22 protein-coding genes are annotated in these 24,091 nt (G+C 63.4%); 13 read left to right on the top strand and 9 right to left on the bottom strand.

Annotated features, from left to right (window positions below):
• Nucleotides 1-292: 292 nt before the first annotated feature.
• From larC to EA187_RS12650, 4 genes are read right to left on the bottom strand one after another with little or no spacing between them, the layout of a single operon-like run.
• The gene (gene larC / locus EA187_RS12665; RefSeq protein ID WP_127780483.1) at nt 293-1,522 is read right to left on the bottom strand and encodes a nickel pincer cofactor biosynthesis protein LarC; all 1,230 of its coding nucleotides are present in this window, start codon (nt 1,520-1,522) and stop codon (nt 293-295) included.
• A gap of 2 nt (nt 1,523-1,524) precedes the next feature.
• The gene (gene larB / locus EA187_RS12660; protein WP_115604829.1) at nt 1,525-2,298 is read right to left on the bottom strand and encodes a nickel pincer cofactor biosynthesis protein LarB; all 774 of its coding nucleotides are present in this window, start codon (nt 2,296-2,298) and stop codon (nt 1,525-1,527) included.
• Nucleotides 2,291-3,199 carry an ATP-dependent sacrificial sulfur transferase LarE gene (larE, locus tag EA187_RS12655; RefSeq protein ID WP_206524312.1) on the bottom strand — a complete coding sequence of 303 codons (909 nt, stop codon included), beginning with the start codon at nt 3,197-3,199 and terminating at the stop codon, nt 2,291-2,293. The genes larB and larE overlap by 8 nt, the downstream gene beginning before the upstream one ends.
• Complete coding sequence (locus tag EA187_RS12650; protein ID WP_115604831.1) at nt 3,196-3,423, bottom strand: hypothetical protein; 228 nt, start codon at nt 3,421-3,423, stop codon at nt 3,196-3,198. Before EA187_RS12650 ends, larE begins: the two co-directional genes overlap by 4 nt.
• Before the next feature lie 197 nt (nt 3,424-3,620).
• Here EA187_RS12650 and EA187_RS12645 point away from each other — a divergent pair, with 197 nt between their 5' ends.
• The gene (locus tag EA187_RS12645) at nt 3,621-4,247 is read left to right on the top strand and encodes a DUF4920 domain-containing protein (protein WP_164856244.1); all 627 of its coding nucleotides are present in this window, start codon (nt 3,621-3,623) and stop codon (nt 4,245-4,247) included.
• A 558-nt stretch (nt 4,248-4,805) separates the two neighbouring features.
• Here EA187_RS12645 and EA187_RS12640 read toward each other — a convergent pair.
• Both EA187_RS12640 and EA187_RS12635 read right to left on the bottom strand, forming a co-directional pair.
• The gene (locus tag EA187_RS12640) at nt 4,806-5,771 is read right to left on the bottom strand and encodes a hypothetical protein (protein WP_127780481.1); all 966 of its coding nucleotides are present in this window, start codon (nt 5,769-5,771) and stop codon (nt 4,806-4,808) included.
• 358 nt (nt 5,772-6,129) lie between these two features.
• On the bottom strand, nt 6,130-6,651 hold the full coding sequence (locus EA187_RS12635; RefSeq protein WP_164856243.1) for a hypothetical protein: 522 nt from the start codon (nt 6,649-6,651) through the stop codon (nt 6,130-6,132).
• Nucleotides 6,652-7,394: 743 nt separating this feature from the next.
• Here EA187_RS12635 and EA187_RS12630 point away from each other — a divergent pair.
• From EA187_RS12630 to glpX, 6 genes are all read left to right on the top strand, one after another.
• Nucleotides 7,395-7,814: a DUF4398 domain-containing protein gene (locus EA187_RS12630; protein WP_115604839.1), complete on the top strand. Its 420-nt coding sequence runs from the start codon at nt 7,395-7,397 to the stop codon at nt 7,812-7,814.
• Nucleotides 7,815-7,963: 149 nt separating this feature from the next.
• Nucleotides 7,964-9,115 (top strand): OmpA family protein, encoded by a 1,152-nt coding sequence (locus EA187_RS12625; RefSeq protein ID WP_127780479.1) that lies wholly within the window; start codon nt 7,964-7,966, stop codon nt 9,113-9,115.
• 66 nt (nt 9,116-9,181) lie between these two features.
• The gene (locus EA187_RS12620; protein ID WP_127780478.1) at nt 9,182-10,720 is read left to right on the top strand and encodes a hypothetical protein; all 1,539 of its coding nucleotides are present in this window, start codon (nt 9,182-9,184) and stop codon (nt 10,718-10,720) included.
• Nucleotides 10,721-10,865: 145 nt separating this feature from the next.
• Nucleotides 10,866-11,768: an N-acetylmuramoyl-L-alanine amidase family protein gene (locus EA187_RS12615; protein WP_164856242.1), complete on the top strand. Its 903-nt coding sequence runs from the start codon at nt 10,866-10,868 to the stop codon at nt 11,766-11,768.
• Between the two features lie 84 nt (nt 11,769-11,852).
• Nucleotides 11,853-12,593: a ribonuclease PH gene (gene rph, locus EA187_RS12610; protein ID WP_115604847.1), complete on the top strand. Its 741-nt coding sequence runs from the start codon at nt 11,853-11,855 to the stop codon at nt 12,591-12,593.
• 303 nt (nt 12,594-12,896) lie between these two features.
• Complete coding sequence (glpX, locus tag EA187_RS12605; RefSeq protein ID WP_115604849.1) at nt 12,897-13,922, top strand: class II fructose-bisphosphatase; 1,026 nt, start codon at nt 12,897-12,899, stop codon at nt 13,920-13,922.
• A gap of 380 nt (nt 13,923-14,302) precedes the next feature.
• Here glpX and EA187_RS12600 read toward each other — a convergent pair whose 3' ends face one another.
• Both EA187_RS12600 and ychF read right to left on the bottom strand, forming a co-directional pair.
• Complete coding sequence (locus EA187_RS12600; protein ID WP_127780476.1) at nt 14,303-14,908, bottom strand: DUF6624 domain-containing protein; 606 nt, start codon at nt 14,906-14,908, stop codon at nt 14,303-14,305.
• Nucleotides 14,905-15,999 (bottom strand): redox-regulated ATPase YchF, encoded by a 1,095-nt coding sequence (gene ychF / locus EA187_RS12595; protein WP_127780475.1) that lies wholly within the window; start codon nt 15,997-15,999, stop codon nt 14,905-14,907. Before ychF ends, EA187_RS12600 begins: the two co-directional genes overlap by 4 nt.
• A gap of 196 nt (nt 16,000-16,195) precedes the next feature.
• On the opposite strand from ychF, the gene EA187_RS12590 reads away from it, so the two are divergent.
• The 6 genes from EA187_RS12590 (at nt 16,196) to EA187_RS12565 (ending at nt 22,351) form a co-directional block, all read left to right on the top strand.
• The gene (locus EA187_RS12590) at nt 16,196-16,642 is read left to right on the top strand and encodes a hypothetical protein (protein WP_115604855.1); all 447 of its coding nucleotides are present in this window, start codon (nt 16,196-16,198) and stop codon (nt 16,640-16,642) included.
• A 72-nt stretch (nt 16,643-16,714) separates the two neighbouring features.
• Nucleotides 16,715-17,407, top strand: a complete 693-nt coding sequence (locus EA187_RS12585; RefSeq protein WP_115604857.1) for a WYL domain-containing transcriptional regulator — start codon at nt 16,715-16,717, stop codon at nt 17,405-17,407.
• 35 nt (nt 17,408-17,442) lie between these two features.
• Nucleotides 17,443-18,903 carry a 2-hydroxymuconic semialdehyde dehydrogenase gene (locus EA187_RS12580; protein ID WP_127780474.1) on the top strand — a complete coding sequence of 487 codons (1,461 nt, stop codon included), beginning with the start codon at nt 17,443-17,445 and terminating at the stop codon, nt 18,901-18,903.
• Nucleotides 18,904-18,927: 24 nt separating this feature from the next.
• Nucleotides 18,928-19,362 carry a RidA family protein gene (locus EA187_RS12575; protein ID WP_115604861.1) on the top strand — a complete coding sequence of 145 codons (435 nt, stop codon included), beginning with the start codon at nt 18,928-18,930 and terminating at the stop codon, nt 19,360-19,362.
• Nucleotides 19,363-19,673: 311 nt separating this feature from the next.
• Nucleotides 19,674-21,833: a M48 family metallopeptidase gene (locus EA187_RS12570; RefSeq protein WP_127780473.1), complete on the top strand. Its 2,160-nt coding sequence runs from the start codon at nt 19,674-19,676 to the stop codon at nt 21,831-21,833.
• A gap of 26 nt (nt 21,834-21,859) precedes the next feature.
• Nucleotides 21,860-22,351 (top strand): hypothetical protein, encoded by a 492-nt coding sequence (locus EA187_RS12565; protein WP_127780472.1) that lies wholly within the window; start codon nt 21,860-21,862, stop codon nt 22,349-22,351.
• A 23-nt stretch (nt 22,352-22,374) separates the two neighbouring features.
• Here the strand turns inward: EA187_RS12565 and pckA are convergent, their stop codons facing one another.
• Nucleotides 22,375-23,970 carry a phosphoenolpyruvate carboxykinase (ATP) gene (gene pckA / locus EA187_RS12560; protein WP_127780471.1) on the bottom strand — a complete coding sequence of 532 codons (1,596 nt, stop codon included), beginning with the start codon at nt 23,968-23,970 and terminating at the stop codon, nt 22,375-22,377.
• Between the last annotated feature and the right edge of the window lie 121 nt (nt 23,971-24,091).

The following is a 24,091-nucleotide window of genomic DNA, read 5'->3' as shown; positions in this document are numbered from 1 at the left end:
CTCCGTCTCACCTGAGCGGAGCACCCAACGAGCGCCAGACCTCTGGAAAGCCAACCTGGCTTAAACTCACGATTTTCTAGAGTTTCTGGAAGCCTCTCGGCACCGGACCCTCCGTTGGGAGCGCTACCTACCACGTGAAATTGAGCGTTTCAACAACACAGTTCAATTCGTCACACTTTCATCTTCGCAACTGGCGGACCACCGCATAAACCGGTGCCGAGGGAGATGCTCGATGATCGCACTCGGGCTCGTTCGCGGGGGATCACCTCGATGATTCGATCGGATGATTGCGTTATATCTGCCCTTCGGTCAGTAACGCTGCCGCTGCGCGCTGCGCCTCCAGATAGACCGTGTGCACCGGCAGGTGATGGCGCTCGGCCAGCAGACGGCAGTCTTCAAACTCGGGGGTGGCTTTGATGGCCTCGTCGCCCAGCCAGCCGACCTTAACGTGCACCTGACCCAGGGTCGTCTCCACCAGCTGGCGGCTGCGCCGAAGTTTCACCCGGGAGACCGGCACCACGCGAACCCCGAAGGTGGTGGTGTGCACAAAGATCACGCGCAGAAGCGCCTCGGAGAGCTCCGTCTCACAGAGTACCGAGAGACGCTCCCCGCTGCGCCCCTTCTTCATCAGTACCGGCTCACGCACCACATCGAGCGCACCGGCATCAAAGAGCTGCGCTTCGACCGCAGCCATCAACTCCGGCTGCAGATCGTCGATCTCACAGATGAGCTGCACAACCTCATCGCGCTCCCAGCGGGCGGCCTCGCTTGATGGTGCCGAGGGCTGCTCGCCAGCCCCCTGCTCCATGACGACAAGACGAACGACATTGGAGTGCGACTTGAAGTCGCGCGTGCCGCAGCCAAAGCCCGTGGCTTTCAGCCGCCCCTGACGCTTTCCGGGCTGCGCGGCCACAGTCGCCAGGATCGCCGCACCGGTGGGCGTGACGAATTCGGTGGCCACGTCCTGGTAGGTGAGTTCAAAGCCCTCCAGGAGCTTGGCGGTTGCCGGCGCGGGCACAGGGATCGTGCCGTGGGCTGTCTCAATGGTGCCGCTGCCCACCGGGATCTCACCGAAGGAGAAGGTGGCATCGACCTCCTCAATCACCCAGGCCGCTGCGACAAAGTCGAGGATCGAATCGACCGCACCGACCTCATGAAAATGCACCCGTTCAAGCGCGATCCCGTGCACGGTGGCCTCGGCCTGACCGAGAATGCGAAACATCGCCGTGGTCCGGCGCTTGACCCCATCGCTTAAGGAGCTCTCGGCGATCATCGCCTCGATCGTGCTCAGATGGCGGTGATCACTCTCCATGGCCGGGTCCCAGCCCTCAAAGCGCACGTGAACGCCCTCGATCGCCCCGCGCACCACACGCTCACTGATAACGCGTACCGGCCCAAGCCCCACCGATTGAAGCTCCCGCTGCAGGCCCGCCACATCGACCAGACCCGCATCGATGGCCGCAGCCAGAAACATATCGCCGGCCAGCCCGCCCAGCAGATCGAGATGAATATGCGTCGCCATACCTACTCCCTTAAGCCAGCGCTGACGCGCTGGCCAAACTGATTGATTTTGGTGGCGAGCACCGCCGCTCCAAAGCCGTTGTCGATGTTCATCACACCGGTTCCCGGCGAACAGGCGTTGAGCATGGTTAAAAGCGCGGCCACGCCCTTAAAGCTCGTGCCATACCCCACGCTTGTGGGCACGGCGATGACCGGCTGGGAGGCCAATCCGCCAATCACACTGGGGAGTGCGCCATCCATACCGGCGACAACCACCAGGATTCCCGCCTTTTCGATGGTGCCCAGCTCAACCACCAGGCGGTTAAGCCCTGCCACGCCCACGTCAAAAATCTCGCGGGTGGGATTACCCAGAAGTCGGCTGGTCACAGCGACCTCCTCGGCCACGGGACGGTCGAGCGCCCCGGCGCTGATCACACAGACCGTCGCCCGATCGTTGTCGATCTCAGGTGGACGCGTCGAGACGATACGCGCGACTTTATAGTGCTGCAAACCGTCGAGCTGCGGCCGAAGCGCATCGAGCACCGGCGCGGTCACCCGGGTGGCGATGAGCTGATCGCCTGAGCGCGCGTAGCGCTCGAAGATCTCGGCCACCGCCAGCGGATCTTTGCCCTCGGCCAGAATCGCCTCCGGGATGCCCGTGCGCGCCTCTCGCATATGATCGAAACGTCCAATCAGATGCTCCTCAAAGGGCTGCTTTACCAGGCGCTCCACGACCACATCTTCTGCAACCTCGCCATCGCGATAGGCTCGCAGAAGTTCCCGCACAACATCACTCAACGTCTTGCTCCTTCTCTGAGTCTCTCTCTGCGTTTGCTGCTCGAACCGGATTGAGACTTCCCGAACGAAAGCCCATCAAATCCAGCGTCACCTCTTCAAAGCCCGCTGCGTTGACCCCGCGAGCGATCTCCCCGAGAACCTGCGGATCAAGTACCCGCGACATCTCGTCGACGGCGACTTCCACCCGGGCCAGCTCCCCGTGGGCCCGCACCCGAAACTGCTTAAAGCCCAGCGCGTGCAACACCTCTTCAGCCTTTTCCACCCGTCGCAACCTCTCGCGCGTCACCTCCAGTCCGTGCGGGATCCGAGATGAGAGACACGCCATCGCCGGCTTGTCCCACACGCTCAACCCGAGCTCGCGTGCAAGCTCGCGCACCTGCTCCTTGGTCACCCCGTACTGGAGCAGGGGCTGATAGACCTTGCGCTCGGCCATCGCCTCCAGCCCCGGCCGATGATCCCCCACATCGGAGGCGTTGGTCCCCGAGGCCAGCACATCGCAGTCCAGCAATGCGGCAATCGTCGCGATCTGATCGAAGCGCATCGACTGGCAGAAAAAACACCTCGCCGACGTATTCTCCCGAAAACGCGCATCATCGAGCTCGCTGAACCTAATGAGCTCATGCCGAATCCCGATCTCTTCGGCCAGCGCGCACGCCTCCTCCAGCTCCCGGCCGGCCAGCGTCTCACTGACGGCGGTGACCGCCCAGGCGCGCTCGCCAAGAGCGCGCTGCGCAATCGCGGCAACTACCGCCGAATCCACACCGCCGCTAAACGCCACCACGAGCCTGCCGGCCTGGCGCATCTCATCCTCGATCGCTCCCAACACCTCCCCGACCGACAGTCGTCCTTCCCCGACCGACAGTCGCACCTCCCCCTTTATTTTCAGCCCTTTTTCGCTCATTGCTCATCCCCCCCACGCGTCCAGCTGGCCAGGTCCACGGTCACATAACGATACCCTCGCTCGGCCAACGTCGCAGCCAACCCGCGCAGCACCTCCACCGACGGCAACGCTCCTCGCTCCGGTGGCTCTACGACCAGCACAGCCCCACGTACCCTGACATCGATGGCATCCACACCCTGCTCATCGCAAATCGCTAAAAGTGTCGCTTTCTCCTGCTCGTCCACAACCTCTCCTGAGATGCTCTCGAAGGTTCCGCATGTCGTCGATGCGCTTCTACCGCCGATCTCCCCCCAGCGACAAGCGCACAGCTCCCGTACGTCGCGCACTGGCGTCATGCAACAATCCTGCTACACTGCCGCCGCATAATACGATCGCGTTCACCATGGCACCTCATAATTTCATACGCACCGGAGCCCCTCCCATGAAGCACACTGTCCTGCTCTTGATCCTACTTCTGGCAGCTCCCCTGGCCTGCGATTCCTCCAGTGACGCCACCGCCGAGCCGACGGCGGAAGCCACCGCCGAAGAAGCCGAGGTCGCAAACACCGACGAGCAAGCCCCCACTGAAGAAGCGGCCGAGGAGGTCACCGACGGCCCGGCCGAAGGCGAAAAAGCTCAGGAACTCGCAAACGATCTGGAGCCCGGCGAGACCCGCCACTTCGGTGCCCCCTTCACCCTTGATGGTGAACCGATGCCCCTTGACAAGGCGCTAGAAGCGTCTCCCGAGGGCACTATCCGCGTCAGCGCCAACATCGAGCAGGTCTGCAAGAAGAAAGGCTGCTGGTTTACGCTCAAGACTGACCAGGTCGAGGAGCCGGTCCGCGTGCGTATGAAAGACTACGGCTTCTTTGTCTCGCGCAATTCCGACGGCGCCGAGGTCATCGTCGAAGGCACCCTAAAGGCCACCGTCATCAGCGAAGAGATGGCCCAGCACTACGCCGAAGATCAGGCCGAAGCCACCGGCGAGCCGGTGGAGAACGTCGAGGGTGAGCAGAAGAACTATGAGTTTACCGCGACCGGACTGCAGATCACGCAACCGAGCGCGTAACGTCCACTCACACTCGCCGAAGAGCCGAAGAGCCGGTTCGTTCCGGGCCTTAAGCAGCGCTTCACACCACGCACCCACCCTGCCAACCTCGGCTCGGTGGGTGTTTTGCATTTCCACAACCACACCCCAACCCAACCAACCGACAGTCCCCCACACACGACCGACAGTCACGCTCACGCGACCTACAGTCACTCGAAGCCCTGTGTTTATGCGCCCGATCGCGCACTGACCATACGCGCGCAACGAGCGAACTTACCGCACAGTTCGCCTCGTTACCTGCTCCCTCGCCTTCTAGTTACCCTGTAGACCGCCCCCCGAACACCCAACGGCCGCCCCCCCATACGCGTCCGCACACATTCTGCGCCTATTCACGCTCTTTGTGACCCCGGAGTGCCGCCCTCCTGCCAAACGCCAGACAGAGCCGCGCCTCAACGCATCCTCGACGCGCAATGAGTAGAACTCCCCCGACCTGTCGACGACCCGATACTTCAACCCCGGTGCCGATTACAACGCGACGCGCCCGGCCCCTCACCTGAGCGTAACTTCACTCAAGGCTCCCTAAGCAACGTCTCGCCCGGGCGCACCTCGCGCCTGGTAGACCTGGAAGTTCGCCGCCAGCCCCGCCTCACAGGGATCATGCTCCCGACATGCGATCGGCGCGTTTCGTCGCAACCATAATGTGCCACAGGGGAAGACGCAGCGCTTTTTCCCCTCAACCCAGCGCTTGCGCTCCCGGGCGTAAGCATCGCGAAACGCCTTCTCCCGCACCTGGGCCTCTTCCAGTAGCGTCGGCTCGCAGGCCGCATATCTGGGCGCTGTCTCGCCGCGGCGGGCTGGCGTATCGGGGCTGCTCGAAGGGTCGATCAAAAGCACACCCTCAACACCCAGAAACGTGCGATTCTGACGTGCCATCTCACGATGAATCTTCTTCTCGCCCTTTTTCAACAGCCTCTCAAAATGCGCTACGACCTCATCGAGCGTCATGTCGTCGTAGCCCGGCGGGCGCCGGGGCGTAAACTCAATGGTCTCGGGCTGATCATCGCCGTAGTGGCTCTCCGGACGCGGCACTTTGATCGTCTTCTCCCAGTCGGCCGGCATGATCTTAAACCCCGGCCAGTCTTTGGCGCGCTCTACAAGCCCGGCCTTCACCGGGTTGAGCAACACGTAGAGGATGTGATTCTCCAACGCCTCCCGGTCAAGCAACACTGTATCGCCGTACTGGCGGCGGTCCCATAACCCGTCGCCAGTACGCAGCCCTTTATTGCGTGCACTCGAAATGCCGCTCATCGCGTCGCGCATAAAGTCGCTTCGTCTTGCCCGCCTATCGTGAACCACCAGGTGCACGTGGTTGGACATGACGACCCCGGCATACATCTCAACCTCACTTCGCTCCGCCGAGCGAGCGAACTCGTAGGCCGCGATGGCGTTCATGGGCGCATCGGGCCGCAGAGAAAAGCAACGACCGTGCGTACGACGGGTCAACGCAGCAACCTGACCGGGAAGATGGCGACGAAGACGGGTCATAAGACGCTCCGATAAGGAGGGGATGTGATACCTCTCCCGATCGTTATCGAGCGCTGGCGCAACATGTTGCCGGAGATGTGCAAAAAAGTGCCGCAAACACGTGTTCGCGCACTCCCCCCTTCGCCTCACCGGATCCGCCACAGACCGCATAACTAGACTTCCTGCGACCCTCGGTCACCTCACCTGACCGAACCATTGCAATGATGCTCAAAACCCGCGACGACCTGACCAATGACGATTCAATGCTCCAAATTCTACGTCGACCATCAGCCTCGTGGACCTTGGCTCCGACCATTCTACGGGATCACACCGACCATCCTTCCCTCAGCGTAAGCTCCGGCCCCCTCCCTTCCCAACATCAATCCTCAATCTCCACGTGCATAACACCTGTCGCTTCTGTCGTACGAAAACGTAACGCGTAAGTGATGACGCAGATACCCCCTACCGGCTCATCGAACTCCAATTCCGCGATCACATCGCGAATACACTGCTGCATAGTCTCACCAAACGCCTTTTGCCCGAAAAAACCAACATTGGAGGTTGTTCCGTCGCCTTGCACTCGGAAGTGCGTGATCAATTCCCCATGCGGAAAAGGAGGCATCACCTCGGACACCCTCTGTTCATAGCAATCTAATATCCCATATCGCCCCGCAAGAACGGTGGCACCGATGTTGTAGGGTCTACAAAAGTCTCCGGACCCATCCGCAACTTTCAGCGGTGCTAACTGATCATCAGCCCACGCCTCCGATCTCTGCAGATAGTCGATTTCTTCGTAGCCGCCCCGTACATGCTTCTTCCGAAAATGCACCGTCACCGGCAAAAACTGATACGCCACAGCATCTTCCGCCGTCACCCAAGCCTCTCCCAATGTCCCACTCACACATCGATGTAACTCCTCGTAACTCTCCGTCTCGTACACAGACTCCAACTCTGTCACTCGCCCCGCCCGCGTAATGTTCACCCTGTAATAGAGCACAACTTCGTTTCGCGGACGCTCGTCCTCATCCAGTGCCGCCTCCCAGGCCTCATAACATCGCCTCAACGCCGGCGTATGATACTCAAGACTCGCATCCAACAAGTCCGAGCGCTCCGTCGACGTGTTTAACGGTAGAGCCAACTCGGGGGACGAAGACCTCTCAGCCCCCGCCAACGACTCAGATGATGACGTCGCACACGCCCCCAAAGCGACAGCACACAAAACACAACACACCACTCGAAACATACGCATCTCACACCCTGAGATTTAAACCTTCCATTTAAACAACTCTAACGTCTCAGCACATAGCCAGGCAAACCCACCATCACGGCGCCTCGCCCCCCGTCTACTCCAACCCTATCCCACGGGACACGGTCCTTCAGCGCAACCTCAAGTCCACGCTCCCGTCTGATCGACGGCGTCTCTACGCACCAACACCCGACCGAGCCACAGTCCCCTCACCCCACCCTCGGTCACCTCACCCCACCCTCGGTCACCCGGATGACCGCCGCCCCCCGCCTTGACACTGATTCGCCCCCTTTGGTAGTGCATTGGACGTCCGTTTACCTGATCGCGCGCCCGCATCGCACCGGCTCTCCCGCTGGTTCGGGGCCTGTCTGCAGCGCGCCTTACCAACTGACTGAGCTATGATCCCACATCGATCGAACGCGCTCTCGCCACTGGCTCATATCGCTTGCCGCGCGATGGCGCTCGTCGCCCTCGGTGCTCTGCTGGTGGGCTGCGGCCCCATTCAGGCCACCCAGCGTATCAGCGAGGCCGAGGTCGCCATGGAGCGCGCCCGGGTTGCCGACGCCGACCAGCACTCGCCCTACGAGTACACCAGCGCGGCAAACTACCTCTACAAAGCCAAAGAGGAGTGGGGCTACTCCCAGTTTGAGGCCGCCTATGACTACGCCACTCAGGCGCGTCGCGCAGCCGAATCCGCGCTGATCAACGCCCGGGAAGCTCCCTGGCCCGGTCACCCGGTGCTCGGTCGCGAGAAATCCCCGCTCGAGGGCAACTCCGAAGCCGAGGCCGACGTGCCCGCCCCGGAGCTCGCTGAATAACGTTGTGTGATTGTGCGGGTGCCCCCTCCTTAGAGGTCGGCACCCGATAGCTGTTTTATGGCCGTTTCGCTCTCCGCCCTCCCCTTGAGATTGGTTTTGCAGGAGGGAGCTGATGATGGCGGCGCGCCGGTCCAACGAGGTCGTGCTCGATGAACCCCCAGAAGTCGACGATGCGTTTCGCCCTGCTCCTTGGTGGCTGTGTGATGATGCTGGCCTCCTCCGGCTGCACCACCGGCGCCAAGCTGCGTGGTCAGGCCAAAGAGATCCAGGCCATCAACGAATCGATCTACCCGCGCGCGTACAACTGCGCTCCCGAGGAGATCGCCACCGCTCAGGCCCAGGTTGAATTCGGCCTCTATGAGCTCAGTCGCGGCGACTTCACCCGCGCCGACCGCCATCTCAAGCTGGCCGAAGCCAACGCGCGCAAAGCCGATAAGCTCTCCGATTACGACGAATGCCTGGTCGAAGATCTGGCCCTTGACGTCGACCTCACCGAGACCATCGATGTGGTCGAGGCTCCGGTGGACTTCAGCTTCGACTCCGACGGCGACGGCATCCCCGATGAGCGCGATCGCTGCGCCTTTGAAGCCGAAGATTTTGACGGCTTTGAAGATGAAGATGGCTGCCGCGAGGATGACAACGATAACGACGGCATCCCCGACTCCGAAGACCTCTGCCCCAACATCGCCGGCGACGTCGACGGCTTCAGCGGTCAGCGCGGCTGCCCGATGCTCGACCTCGATGGTGACGGCATCCTCAACATCAACGACCAGTGCCCCACGCAGCCCGTCGAATTCATCGGCTTCCAGGATGAGACCGGCTGCCCGGTTGAAGATGTCGACAACGATGGCATCCCCAACATCCTTGATGAATGCCCCTTTGAGCCCGGTCCGATCGAAAACGCCGGCTGCCCGGTCGACGAGCCCGAAGAGCCGAAACTGGCCGAAGTCGACGGCGACCAGATCCGCCTTAACCAGCGTGTCTTCTTCGCTACGGCCAAGTCCGATATTCTGCCGCAGAGCTTCCCGCTTCTGAACCAGGTCGCTCAGATCCTGCGCGATTACCCCAACATCACCATCCGCGTTGAAGGTCATACCGACAGCCGCGGTCGCGACAGCTATAACCAGCAGTTGAGCCAGGAACGCGCTGCCAGCGTGCGCACCTTCCTGATTGACCGCGGCATCGATCCGATGCGCATGGAAGCCGTAGGCTTCGGCGAGGCGCGCCCCATCGATGACAACTCGACCGAAGAAGGCCGCGCTAACAACCGCCGCGTCGAGATCCACATCACCAGCCGCTGATCACCTCCGGTGCGGCCGGCGTGAAAACGCCGGCCGCACCGCGTGCGCCGTACCCGGTAAGCCCTCATGAACCTCCGCTCGCTCTTATTGCGCCCCTCGGCGCTCGCCATCTGCGCCCTTCTGGCCGCGGCCTCCTTCGGTGCCACAACCCTGGCCACCTCCACCGCCGCCTACGCCCAGGATTCGGCCGACTCCCAGGTTTCCACGCTTCTCGACCAGGCGATGGAAGACTACGACATGCTCATGATTGAGGAGGCCGAGGAGGCTCTGGAGCAGGCCGTCGTGCTGGCCGCGCGCAACAACCTGCGTACCCCGGCGGTCGCCCGCGCTTACGTGATGCTCGGCATCGTGCGCTTTGCTGCCACCCGCGATGAGGCGCTCACCGAGGAGGCCTTCGTCGCCGCCCTGGAGACCGACCCCGGCTCGGTGCTCTTCCCCGTCTACGAGACCCCGGAGCTCAGCCAGATCTTTGAGCGCGCTCGCCAGCGCGCCAAACCACCTGAGCCCGTCGAAGAGACCACCCCCGCTCCCGACACACCTCAGGCCGAAGCCTCCCCGCTGCAGCACCGCCCGATCCCGCGGGCCAACGCCGGACAGGCCATCCTCTTTGAGGCCAACGTCTCCGAGAGCGTGCCCGTCTTCCGCGTCTTCCTGAACCACCGCCGCTTCGGCGAAGATGAGTTCACCCGCTCGGAGATGATGCCCTCAAGCAACACCCGTTTTGCCTTCTCGCTTGATGCCCGACACGTTCGTACAAGCCAGGTCGACTACTACATTGAGGCGGTCGACCGCACCGGCGACCCGCTCGCATCAAGCGGGCGCGCGAGCAACCCTCACCGTATCACTGTGCTCGGCAGCGGTGACGTCGTCGAAGCCCCCGAGGAACGCGACGTCGCTGACATCACGCCTCCCGCTGAAGATGACCCGGGCCTTGAGCACGACGAGAAGCCGGGCCGTGGCTTCTACGCCACGCTGCTCGGCGGCACCGACGTGGGCTTTTTGACCAGCGGCACAGCACCCACCGCCCAGGTCGACCGCGAGGTCACCCCGGGCTTTGTCGCCGCTTTCGCCCACGCCAAGCTCGACCTCGGGTGGCGCCTCACCGAGCGCAACAGCATTGGCATGTACTGGCGGTGGCAGTTCTCCCCGCCCCAGGACTTCGACAGTCTGGTCGAAGGCAGCATCGACCGCGATGCCCCCTTCTGGCAGCACGAAGAGGAGTGCTTCGGCCTGGGTCTCCCCGGCGACTGTATGCTGGGCTTTAAGTACCAGCGCGACATCTCCACCGGTGCCCCTCGCTTTTACTCCTCGGTGGGGCTGGGCATCGGACGCGTGCGCAACTGGCTGCGTCTCAAACACAGTGCTTCGCTTAACGACGGGGTCTGCGATAACCGCGAGATCTTCCAGGACCAGCAGTCCGGCGTGCCCTTCTGCTACATCCGCGACACCGTGCGCACCGGCTGGGCCCACTTCGGCTTTGGGGGCGGCTTCTACGTGCCCCTCTCCTCCCACCTCGACTTTGTCACCGACACTTACGTGATGGTTCTTTTCCCCGACACCTCCATCAACGTGGACGTCAACCTGGGTTTCCGCTTCCGCATCTGAACCTGAGAGATACGATCCTCAGAACGAGGCCCGCCCCCCGAGGGGGAGCGGGCCTCTTTTTTTTTGCGCTCTGAAAACACACTGTTACGCTCCCCCCCTGTAGAACTCGGAACCACGGACGGTGACGTTTTCAGGGAGTCTTCACGTGTACCCTCGATCCATTCAACGCCTGAGCGCGCTGGCCTTCGGCCTCGCGCTGCTCCTCATCTCGCAGACCGCCATCGCTCACCCCGGATCGCTCTGGGGCATCGATCTCTCCAGCGTGGTCGCCCTTCGCGATCAGGCCCGCATTGCGGCCTACAGAAGCGCTGGTGCCCCTGGCGAACGCCTCAATCGCGTGAGCACCATCGTGCTTGACCCGGGTCATGGCGGCGACAACAGCGGCGCCATCGGCGTGGCTGGCATCCGCGAGAAGCATCTCACCCTTGAGCTCGCCTACCATCTGCGCGAAGCCATTCAGGAGCGCTACCCCGATGTGCGCGTGGTCATGACCCGCTACTGGGATACCTCCCTCTCGCTCCCGGAACGCGTACACCTGGCCAATCTGGCCCAGGCCGACGTCTTCCTTTCCCTGCATTATAACGCCGCCGTTCATAACCGTGCGGTGGGCTACGAAACCTTCTATCTGCGCCCCCAGGACGTCACCCCGGAGCCTGCGCCCGTCGAGGAGCACACCGACCACCACGACGCCTCCCCTATTGAGGGCGCGCGCCTGGTCGGACAGCACGACGATGACCTGGTCTTCATCCAGCGCGATCTCATCCGTGCCCACCAGCACGAGCTCAGCGCGCGCCTCGCCCACAGCGTTCAGAACGGCTTCCGCGGCCACCTCGACTCCATCGACCGCGGCGTCAAACAGGCCAACTTCGGGGTGCTCCGCGGCGCTCATATGCCTGCGGTCGTCGTCGAAGCCGGCTTCTTGACCCATCCCGACGAGGGCAGCCGGCTCATCGAGCGGGCCCACCGTCAGCGCGTGGTCAACGCGCTGCTCGACGCCATCGTCAACTTCGACGCAGAGCTTGAGCACGTCCTCGACGACCAGCCCTGAGCCCTATCCCAACTTCCTCACTTCGAGAGCCCGCCGTGTGCGGGCTCTTTTATACCCCCCCTTCCCCATCTCCTGGAGCCTCTGATGACCGAGCGCTTTGACGGCCGCGCCCCTGAGGAACTTCGCCCTGTCACGCTGACCCCCAACTTCACTGACATGCCCGCCGCCTCGGTGCTCATACGTTTCGGCCGCACCACAGTCATGTGTACCGCCAGCGTCGATAAAAACGTGCCCCGCTGGATGGATAAGCCCGGCAATACCCGAGGCTGGGTCACCGGCGAATACGCGATGCTCCCGGGTGCCACCGATCCTCGCTTTCGTCGTGAAGTGCACCGCGGAGGCTTAAGCGGCCGCACCCAGGAGATCCAGCGCCTGATCGGTCGCAGCCTGCGCGCGGTCACCGACCTCGAAAAACTCGGACCGCGCACCATCTACCTGGACTGCGACGTGCTCCAGGCCGACGGCGGTACCCGCACCGCCAGCATCACCGGTGCCTACGTGGCCCTGGCCCTGGCCTGCGAAAAACTCCTGAAAGACGGCCTCATCGACCAGGTTCCCCTGACCGACTCGGTCGCCGCCATCAGCTGCGGCATCGTTGAGGGCCGCGCCCTGCTTGATCTTCCCTACGTCGAAGACAGCGCCGCTGACGTCGACATGAACGTGGTCATGACCGGCTCCGGCCGTCTCATTGAGGTCCAGGGTACCGGCGAGGAAGCCACCTTCAGCCGCGCCGAACTCAACGCCCTGCTCGACCTGGCGGAGAAAGGCATCAGCGAACTCACCACGATGCAGAACGCCGTGCTTCCCGAGCGCCTGCACTTTTAATCAGCGCTCAACTTCGCTATGGCATCGGGGCAGACGGTGTCCATGATCGCACTCACCGTGACCAGCAGCGGTGCCCCGGGCCAGACCGGCGCGCCTGGTATAACGCCGTGAGGCCATGTTGACGCCTCTGGATGCGAGATTGAGGGTGACCTGAGCAAGGCGCAAACCACAGGCGATGCGTTAGCATCGTCGAGGATGTGCAACCCGGCTCAGGGTGCTCTCCATGCAGCAGACATAGCGTCAACGTTGGCTCGCGGAGTAGTAAAGCCCCTTTCGGCCTCCCCCACTTTGAGGATGACTCCTATGACTTCTGTGGATGATCGCAACCTCGCGCTTGAGCTCGCGCGCGTCACCGAAGCTGCCGCCATCGCCTCGGCCCGCTCCATGGGTCAGGGCGATCCGACCTACTCCGACCAGATGGCGGTGAGCGCGATGCGTGCGGCCTTCGACACCATGCACATCAACGGCACCGTCGTCATCGGGGAGGGCGAGCGCGACGAAGCGCCGATGCTCTACATTGGCGAGGAGGTCGGCCGCCGCGCGCCCCACGACCCGAAGATGGACATCGCGCTTGACCCCCTCGAAGGCACAAACCTCTGCGCTTACGGCCGCCCCGGCGCGCTGGCGCTTATCGCGATGGCTCCCCACGGCTGCTTTCTTAACGCGCCGGATATCTACATGAAAAAGATCGCCGCCGGCCCCATCGCCCGCGGCGCCATCGACCTGGACGCCTCCCCGGCGGAGAACCTCCACCGCCTGGCCGAACTCAAGGGCGTGCGCGTCGAAGAACTCACCGCCATGATCCTCGACCGACCCCGCCACGAAGAGGTCATCGCTGCCATCCGCAAGACCGGCGCGCGCATTCGGCTGATCGAAGACGGCGACGTCGACGCAGCCATCGCTACCTGCCGCCCGGAGAGCGGCATCGACATCATGTTCGGCATCGGTGGCGCCCCTGAGGGCGTGCTCGCCGCGGCCGCCATGCAGTGCCTCGGTGGGGAGATCCAGGGCCGGCTGATGTTCTACAAGGATGAAGAGCGCGAACGCGCTCGCCGTATCATGGGCGATCGCGACATTGAGGCTCTCTTGTCCATGCACGACCTGGCCCACGGGGAGATCGTCTTCGCGGCCACCGGTGTCACCAACGGCAGCATCCTCAAAGGTGTGCGCTTCTTTGCCGGTGGCTGCGAGACGCACTCGCTGGTCATGCGCTCCAAATCCGGCACCGTACGCACCATTGAGGCAACCCACGACTTCGAACGTAAACCTGCCTACACCCTGGAAGGCCTGCACGAAAACATGGCCGACTGCGGCCAGCCCCGCCACTGAGCCCCATGCACGTAAAAAAAGCGCCCGGGCCGCTTCAGCCCGGGCGCTTTTTCTATCGCGTCACGCTCCCCTTCCTCACGCCATCGCGGCTAAACACGCTACAAACAGGTGACCCGCGGTCACCTTTCAACGCCGAAAACAGCTGACCCTGGGTCACCTTCCCACCACCAAAAAAGTTGACCCTCGGTCACCCTGAGCCGCGGTCACCCTGAGCCGACCAAAAAAGTTGACCTACGGTCACCCTGAGCCGACCAAAAAAGTTGACCTACGGTCACCCTGAGCCGACCAAAAAAGTTGACCTACGGTCACCCTGAGCCGACCAAAAAAGTTGACCTACGGTCACCCTGAATCGACCGAAGAAGTTGATCTACGGTCACCCCTCAACGCCTGTAGCCCACACTCACAAAAAACGCGTGCATCGCTCGACGCCGCGCCACCCACTCCCCGGGCGGACGCTCCCCGTCTTCGTTGGCCCGGCGCTCCAGCCGGGCGACAACATCACAAAGCGGTTCCATGCCCACCCGAGCGCGCCGCGCCTCAACCTCGTCGGGCTCTTCCAGCGGCCCCGGGCCCAGGTTTCCCTCCGCGTCCCAGTCGATGATCGCGCCGTAGCGCTGGGGTCGCCCCTCATTAAATCGAATACGATCGCCCAACACCGCAACCTCGCGCGGCCGCGCATCGTTGCCGGCGAGCGCCTCGAGCAACCGGAGCGCCTTGCGCTGCAGGCCCGGGAGGCTGATGGCGTGGCTCGCCACCAGAAACGCCGCCTGCGCCGCGTCCTCACCCACCTCGGAGGTACGCGGCCAGCCCCGGGCGTCGATCATCGCCTCAAGCTCAAGCGCGTTCGCCTCATGCACCGCACGCATCTCGGGGTGATACCCCTCAAAGAGCTCGCCGCGCGCCAGCAGAGCTTCGCGCGTGGTGAGATCGGCGGCGGCCAGCGCCAACAGCCTGGCCGCCCGATCCTCGAGTCGCCCCGAACTCACGCGTTATGGCGAATGTGCAGGATGTCGCCGTCGACGACCACGTACTCTTTGCCTTCCAGGCGAAGTTTGCCCGCGGCGCGAATCCCGGCCTCGTCCTTATAGGTCTCCAGATCCTGGACCGTGTAGACCTCCGCTCGAATAAAGCGTTTTTCAAAGTCCGAGTGAATCACACCGGCAGCCTGCGGCGCGGTCGCCCCCACCGGAATCGTCCACGCGCGGATCTCCTGCTCGCCAGCCGTAAAGAAGGCCTGCAGCCCCAGCAGCGCGTAGGTGGCGCGAATCAGCACATTGAGCGCTGGCTCGTCGATGCCCAGCCCCTGCAGCATCTCCAGCTGCTCTTCCTCGTCCAGCTCCACAAGCTCCGCCTCAATCTCACCACAAACCACGACCACATCGCTGCCCTGCGAATCGGCCAGCTCGCGCAACTTCGCAACATAGGGGCTCTGGCCCTCAAGGTCGTCGTCGGCCACGTTGGCCACGTAGAGCACCGGCTTATCGGTGAGCATATGGCTGTCGCGGGTGAGCTGACGCTCATCGTCGGTGAGCTTGATAGCGCGGGCGCTCTTGCCTTCGTTGAGCTCGGCCAGCACCTTCTCCAGCACCGCCACGCGCGCCACCTCGGTCTTATCGCCGGCCTTGGCCGCACGACGCGCCTTATCCAGACGACGCTCCACCGTCTGCATATCCGCCAGGATCAGCTCGGTCTCAATGATCTCGACGTCGCGCACCGGGTCCACGCCACCTTCAACGTGGGTGATGTTCTCATCCTCAAAGCAACGCACCACATGCAGGATCGCGTCCACCTCGCGGATGTTCGCCAGAAACTTGTTGCCCAGGCCCTCGCCCTGCGACGCCCCGCGCACCAGACCGGCGATGTCGAGGATCTCCACCGCCGCCGGAATGATCTTCTGGGCCGGCACATACTTCTCAATCGTCTTGAGCCTGGCGTCCGGCACCGGCACGATGCCCACGTTGGGATCGATGGTGCAGAAGGGGTAGTTCGCCGACTGCGCTTCGGCGCGGGTCAAAGCGTTAAAAAGGGTCGACTTGCCCACGTTCGGAAGTCCGACGATGCCAGCGGAGACGCTCATGGTATAGACTCGGGTGCGAGTTGGTGTGTGTTCGATCGACGCGCTTGCGTCGGGGCGCAATCTCAGGGCGCGCGCGCCGGTCCTTTTAGTAAAAGTGCCCCACCACCGCAAGCCGGCTCACCGATGCAAACACGCCTCCCCACGGCAGGTGCTTAACTTTAGCCGCAGCACGTGCTGCAAACGTCCCGGAGACGCGATGGACCCGTCCTACCGCCATGAGATGGCGTATCTGATCCGCGAAGAGAAGCGCCTCGAAGAAGAGCTGGAGAAGCTCCGCGAGGAGTTCTCCACCTGGAAGCGCCGCGTCGCCCTGGCCGAAGAAAAGGGCCACCCGGAGTTGGCCGCCCAGGCCACCGAGCGCGTCGACGAGCTCCGCACCCGCGGCCACGCCACCCGCGAAGAGCTGGAACTTATCGCGTCGAAGAAGCGTTTGCTCATCCGGCAGGCCCGCCGCCCCGACGGCGCGGAGGTTGAGCGCGCCGAGGCACTGCTCGAAGAGGTCCGCCAGGGCGGCCTCATCGACCCGGACGAGGCCTCCCTTGAAGAGGAGTTTCGTCGTCTGGCCCGCGGCGAGGGTCGACCATCGCCGAATCCCCCCTCCGAGAGCGCTTCGCCGCCCCTCGAAGAAGACGACAACCCCTGATAGAGTGCCGCTCAACGTCCGCCGGTGCCCCCTTTGCGCCGGCCTCAATCCCCATCCGCCAGGAGTTGTGCTGTGGGCGATGGTCCCATTCAGATCCCGACGATCCGCGGCCGCATCGCCGAGCGACTGGCTCGTGCCCCGGCCCGCAACAACGACGACGATCCGCTCAGCTTCCCGGAGTCCCCGGGCGATGTCCTGCTGCGCACCTCCGAGGAACGCGGCGCGGTCGCCCTGGCCTGCCTCCTCCTGGAGAACCTGCGCGAGCATGGCGCCACCCGCGTCAACTCCCGTGCGCTGGACCAGGTGCTGCGCAAAGTCCTCGACACCTTCGGCCCCAAAGAGGTCATGGACATTGAGGTCGAGGCCTACGAGATCCTCCTGTGGATCGGCAGCGCCATCGACCCGGAGTGGAGCCCTGAGCGCACCGCAAATCCCGGCGAACTCGATCCCACCGCTAGCCGCACCGACCTTGTGCGCTGGGCCATTCACGGCGGCGTCGACCTGGAGATGCACTACTACAGCCGCGGTCGAGGCGAACTCACCCGCCGACGCATCACGCCAATCAGCCTGGAGGCCGAAACCTACCTCCACGCCTACTGCCACCTGCGCCGCGATGAGCGCGTCTTCCGGCTGAGCCGCATCGGAGACTTGCACCCGGTCGGAGGCTGGCCCGAGAAGCCTCGCCAGAAGTCGCGAAAAGCAAACGAGGAAACCGGCGGCAAAAAACACGATCCGCCCGGCCAGATGAGCCTGCTCGACGAGTAACGCACCTAACCCTTTGATCGTTAAGGCATTTCAGCGTGAAGAAGATCCTCAACTTCATCGACGGCGCGTTTGTGGAGCCCGCACGCGGCGCATATTTTCCCAACACCAACCCGGCAAACGGCACCCTCATCTCCCAGGTCGCCGAAGGCAGCGCCGAAGACATCGACCGCGCCGTTGAGGCCGCGCGCCGTGCTTTCAACGGCCCCTGGGGCACCATGCCCCTCTCCGAGCGCCTCGATGCGCTCGACCGGGTTTCAAGCGGTATCCTGGCGCGCTTCGACGACTTCCTCAAAGCCGAGATGCTCGATACCGGAAAGCCGGCGAGCTTCGCCCGACGCATCGACATCCCACGTGGTGCCGCGAACTTTAAGTTCTTTGCCAACCTGATGCGCACCCAGCACACCGCCGCCTTCGAGACGGAGACGCCCGGCGGTGGCAGCGCTCTCAACTACACGATCCGCCGTCCTCTCGGTGTCGTGGGTGTGATCAGCCCCTGGAACCTGCCGCTCTTGCTGCTCACCTGGAAGGTCGCCCCGGCGCTCGCTGCGGGAAACTGCGTGGTGGCCAAACCCAGCGAGGAGACCCCCACGACCGCCGCGCTCCTCGGTGAGGTCTTTCGCGACGCCGGCGTCCCGCCGGGCGTCTTCAACGTGGTCCACGGCTTTGGGCCGGGCGCGGCCGGTGAGGCGCTGACCCGCCACCCCGACGTCGACGCGATCACCTTTACCGGAGAGTCCCGCACCGGCAGCGCGATCATGGAGGCCTGCGCCCCGCATGTGCGCGACATTTCCTTTGAGCTCGGGGGAAAAAACGCCGCGATCGTCTTCGCCGACGCCGATCTTCGAGAAGCCATCGACGGCACCGCCCGCTCCAGCTTCTCCAACACAGGCCAGGTCTGCCTTTGCTCGGAGCGCGTCTACGTCGAGCGCCCCATCTTCGACGCCTTCGTCGAGGGCCTGGCCGCCCGCGCCCGGGGCCTGAAGGTGGGCGACCCCTTCGATGAATCCACTCAGATGGGGCCGCTGATAAGCCAGGCCCATCGCGAGAAGGTGTTGAGCTACTTCGCGCTCGCACAGAGCGAAGGAGCCACAGTGGTTGCCGGCGGTGGCATCCCCGAGCTCGGTGGCTCTCTCGCAAGAGGTGCCTTTGTCGAGCCCACCGTCTGGACCGGCCTGGACCAGAACGCCCGCATCCTGCGTGAAGAGGTCTTCGGCCCGGTCTGCCACGTGATGCCCTTCGACACCGAAGAGGAAGCCATCGCGCTGGCCAACGACTCCGACTACGGCCTCTGCGCCGCCATCTGGACCAACGACGTGCGCCGGGCCCATCGCGTCTCGGCCCGCATGGACGTGGGCCTTGTGTGGGTGAACACCTGGTTTCTGCGCGACCTGCGCACCCCCTTTGGAGGCGTCAAACTCAGCGGCATCGGCCGCGAAGGCGGCACCCACTCGCTCGACTTCTATACCGAGACGAAAAACATCTGCATCAAACTCTGACCTTCATCGCTTTTCAGGAGCGTCATGACCACCCGGGCCTACACCATCGACGGCCGCGCTCCGGCGCTGGCGCATTACCCGCACGCGCGCCGCGTTGGCGATCTGATCTTTGTCAGCGGCGTCTCCAGTCGCCGCCCCGACAACACCCACGTCGGCGTACGCATCGACGAGGACGGCACCATCCACCGCGACATCGCCGCACAAACCCGCGCGGTCCTTGAGAATATCGGCCGCATCTTAAAAGAGGCCGGTGCCGGACTTGAGCACCTGGTCGACATCACGACCTTCCTCATCGATATGGATGATTTTGCCGGCTACAACGCCGTCTACAACGACTATTTCGACGCCGAGACCGGCCCCACACGCACCACCGTGGCCGTCCACCAGCTGCCGCATCCCAACCTGGCGATCGAGATGAAAGCGGTGGCCTACCTGCCCTTGCCTGCCGACGAGAGCTAAGAAAACGCCCCCTTCTCGAAACATAAAAACACGCAAAGACAAGCACTTAGCCCCACCCATCATTCCAGGACTGCCGCCCCTCACCGGGCGGCATCTTCTCTTCTTGCGCCGGAAGAGACACGATTTCAGCAAAAATTTTGACCTCAGGGTAATTCGTTTTATACTTCAGGCAGACTGGAAAATTTCCAGTCATAGTGTAATCCACTCCTGGTTCGTGTACGTCGACGAGCTAGCTCGAAAGCCCTGAAGTCCAGGTAGTATCAGGTGGGCTTTCCCAGGTGGGACGTTTCGTCAGCCCTTGGGAGGTCTTCATGTATCGTTCTTGGCTCCACCGCTTCGTTCCTGCTGTCGGCTCGGCCGCCGGCTCCTCGCCGGTCTCAGTGCCCCGCCACGCCCTTCAACTTAACGGCGCCTACCTGCTGCGCGTGGGGCTCCTGGCTCTGGCCCTGGTGGGACTGCTCGCCATGTACTTCGGCGCACTGGTCCTCAGTGTGGCGGCCACCGTCGTAGTCGTCACGCACATGCTCAGTGGCCCCGTTCAGCTCGGTGATATCCTTCTGGGATCGTTCACCGCTCTGCTCCTTCTGCCGTTGGCGCTTGTCCTGCTCAAAGGACTCTTCCACCGCCAGAAAGTCGACCGCTCCGAGTTCATCGAGCTTAGCGCGGAATCCGAGCCGGAGCTCTTCGACTACCTCATCGATCTCTGCCAGCGGGCCGGGGCACCGCTTCCGCACCGCGTTTACGCCTGTCCCCAGGTCAACGCCGGGGTGTTCTTTGACACCTCCCTGCTCAACCTGATCTTCCCGGTGCGCAAGAACCTGCTCATCGGCCTGGGGCTCATCAATACCCTCAACCGCACCGAGCTCGAAGCGGTGCTCGCCCACGAGCTGGGCCACTTCTCACAGCGCTCCATGCGCCTGACGCACTATGTGTACGTCGTCGCCGAGATCTTGCGTCAGCTGGTCGAGGAGCGCGATCCGATCGACCAGGCACTGGCCCGCTGGAAGACCCGCTGGCATCGAGGCCTGGGGTTGCCGCTTTTGCTCAACACGATCACCGCACTTGTGCGCGGCATCGCTCGCCAGGCCCTCTCGGCGCTGGAGCGCCTGGATGCCTCGGTGAGCCGGCAGATGGAGCTGCATGCCGACCGCATCGCCGTGCGCCTCACCGGCAGCGACGCGCTTGTCCACGCGCTGAAGCGCGCCGACTGGGCGGATCGCTGTTACGCCCAGACCTGCTACGACCTGGAGCAGGCCTCCCGCGAGGGACTTCGCACCGACGACTTCTTTCTGCACCATGAGGCCCTGATGCGCTCGATGCGAGAGCGGCTGGGCGATGCCACCCTCGGTCAACCACCGGCACTTCCCGCAGATCCGCAACACTTCGAGTGGGTCTTCGACCCGTCCGACGCTGGCGAGCGCGCCGATCTCTTCGACTCCCACCCGCCGCACCATGTGCGCGAGGCCCACGCTCGCCACCACTACGTGCGCACCGACTTCGACGAGCGCTCCGCCTGGACGCTTTTCGATGATCCGCCGAGCCTTCGCCTCGCCCTGAGCCGCAGCATCAATGCGGTGGAGTTCGGACAGGCCGCGCCCACCCATCACGCCCTGGACCTGCAGGAATTCCTCGATGGCGAACACGCCGAGATCCTGCTCAACCCGCGCGAGAAGATCGTCTTCGGCCACCGCTACGTCGAGTTCGGGGAACTTGAAGATGTTTTTGAAGCCGCCGGTGCCGAAGAGAGCGATGACCAGGCCATCACCGCCTGGCTGCACGATCTCATCGGCCCCACCCTCGACCAGGCCGCCGAGAGATTGGCCGCGCAACTCCCGCAGCTCACCGCCCAGCCGGCGAACGCCCACGGAAACGCCCGCCCGCTGCGCAGCAGCGTCAGCACGCGCCCCTGTCCGCCGGCAACCGACTGCCAGCGCGACCCGCAGACCGAGCAGCGCTGGTTCGCACAGCTCGACGCCGATCTGATGCACGCCCACCTGGTCATCGCCGCTCGCCAGGGCGGCGACGCCCTCAACGAACTTCAAGAGCGCTACCGCTTCCACGATCACCTCCAACGTCTGGCCCGTTGGATGCGCAAGCACAGCCCGGCCCTGGCCCGCGTCACCCACCTTGTGGCCGAGGCCGAGCTTGACGACGACGCGATTCAGTGGATCTTCGAGAGCCTGATGGGCACCCACGCCACCTTCCATCAGGCGCTCTACCTGGGGCCGAACATCCCGGCACTTCACGGCTTTGAGGATGAAGAAAGCCTCGGTGAGCGTTTGCTCGACGCACCACTGGTCGACGCGGCCCCTCTGCTCCGCGGCGAACTCAACCACCAGTGGCTCAACCGCTACACCGCCCAGTGGCAGGAGGCCAGCGAGCGCCTCGACCACCTGCGACGCAAGAGCCTGGGCGCGATGCTGGCCCACCAACGTGAGCTTGTGAATCGCTGGGAGGCGCGCCAGCGTTGAACCCCTTTGCCGATCGAACTTCGTCTATGCCCGTACGTATCAAAGCCAGCTGGATCTGGACGGCCTGCGCTCTGTTGATCCTCCTCTCGATTGTTCTCCCCCGGGTCGACATGTCCATTCAGCATGAGAGCCCTCGTGCTGAAGCCAACTTCGATCCTTTTGATCCCGCCATCATCGCACTGGAGTCGCACCTTGCTCAAAAGAGCGTCGGCGACTGGGAGCCCGACCAGGTGCGCGCTCAACTTCCTCTGCTTCAAGCCCGAGCGCTGGCGCGCGTCGGTCCGATGACCCCCGTGGAGATGGAGCGCGTCGCTGCGTTGATTGACGAATACGCCCCTCAGATCGCTTCCCAGCCGGCGGGCTCCGCCGAGGCGCTGCGCGCCCACCGCGATCACCTCATCGCCGAGAGCCTCCCACGTCTCAACGCCGACGCCATCCGCGACGCGCTGGAGGCGACCCGCCAGAGCGTCGAAGGCGCGATCTCCTCATCGGAGACCGCGCCCTCAACCGGCACTTAAGCCAACATATTCAACACCTTAACTCAACCCTTTAGCGAGGGCGCCGCCTTCAGGATGGCCTCACCGGCCTGGTCGGCGTACTGCTCGAAGTTCGCCTCAAAGAGACCCACGAGCTTGCGCGCCGTCGCCTCAAAGGCATCGGCATCCGCCCAGGTCTTGCGAGGCACGAGCACCTCAGAGGGAACCCCCGCAACCTCGGTGACCACATCGACCTTGAAGAGCGGATCGCTCACGGTCGGGGCATCGGCCAGCTCCCCGGAGTTGATGGCGTCGATGATCGCACGGGTGTACTTGAGCTTCATGCGATGGCCGGTACCATGCGCGCCGCCGGTCCACCCGGTGTTCACCAGCCAGGCTTTGGCGCCATGCTGACGCATCTTCTCGGCCAGAAGCTCGGCGTAACGCATCGGGTGCCACACCAGAAACGCCGCGCCGAAGCATGCCGAGAAGGTCGCCCTGGGCTCAGTCACGCCCATCTCGGTGCCCGCCACCTTCGCCGTGTACCCGCTGATGAAGTGGTACATGGCCGCCTCCGGGGTAAGTCGACTCACCGGCGGTAAGACCCCGTAGGCATCGCAGGTCAAAAAGATGATGTTGTTGGGATGACCGCCCACACACGGAATCTGCGCCCCGGGCACATACTCAATCGGGTAGGACGTACGGGTGTTTTCGGTGATGGCGTTATCGCTGTAATCCACCTCGCGGGACTCCTGGTCGAACCCCACATTCTCGAGCACCGAGCCGTAACGGATCGCGTCGTAGATGATCGGCTCCTGCTCCTTCGACAGGTCGATCGTCTTGGCGTAGCAGCCTCCCTCAATGTTGAAGACGCCCCGATCCGTCCAGCAATGCTCATCATCGCCAATCAGAGCCCGGTGCGGGTCGGTGGAGAGGGTCGTCTTGCCCGTACCCGAGAGCCCGAAGAAGAGCGAGACGTCACCCTTCTCGTTGCTCTGGTTGGCCGAGCAGTGCATCGAGAGCACACCTTTTTTGGGCATCAGGTAATGCATGATCGTGAAGACGCCCTTCTTCATCTCCCCGGCATAATCGGTGCCCAGGATCACGAACTCGCCACGATCGAAGTTCAACGCCACGCTGGTCTTCGAGCTCACCGACTTCACGCGCTGCGGATCGGCAGCGCTGCTGCCCGCGTTGAAAATCACATAATCGGGCTCCCCGTAGCTCTCCAGCTCCTCGGCCGTAGGACGAATCAGCATATTGTGCATGAAAAGCGCATGGTAGGCCCGCGCGCACACGATACGAACCTTGAGCTGATGCTCCTTATCCCATCCAGCAAAGCCGTCGATCACGTAGAGCACCGGACGGTCATTGAGAAACTCAATGGCCGTCTGGCGGTTCTGCATAAACTCATCGGGCTCCATGGCGATGTTGATATCACCCCACCAGATGTCGTCCTGACTGGAGGGCTCGCGCACCACCCGCTTATCTTTCGGGCTGCGCCCGGTCTTCTCCCCGGAGAAGGCGATCAACGCTCCGCTGGAGGCGATCGCTGCCCCCGGATCGTTGAGAATCGCCATCTCATAGAGGCGAGCCACGCTGGGGTTACGCAACACCTCGGGGCCGTCGATGCCGTACCCTTTCAAGTCGACCTTGCTCATAAAGTCACCTTTGAGTTCTGCATACCTTTTGAGAATTATCTCACCCACACCCTGTCACCGCCGGGCGACGGCTGGCCGCACACTAATCACCGCCCCCCGCACCGGTCAAGTAAGCCCTCCG

This window comes from Lujinxingia sediminis, assembly GCF_004005565.1.
Lineage (GTDB): Bacteria > Myxococcota_A > Bradymonadia > Bradymonadales > Bradymonadaceae > Lujinxingia > Lujinxingia sediminis.
The sequence above is the reverse complement of the archived record's forward strand: the minus strand, read 5'-3'. Positions and strand labels throughout refer to the sequence as shown.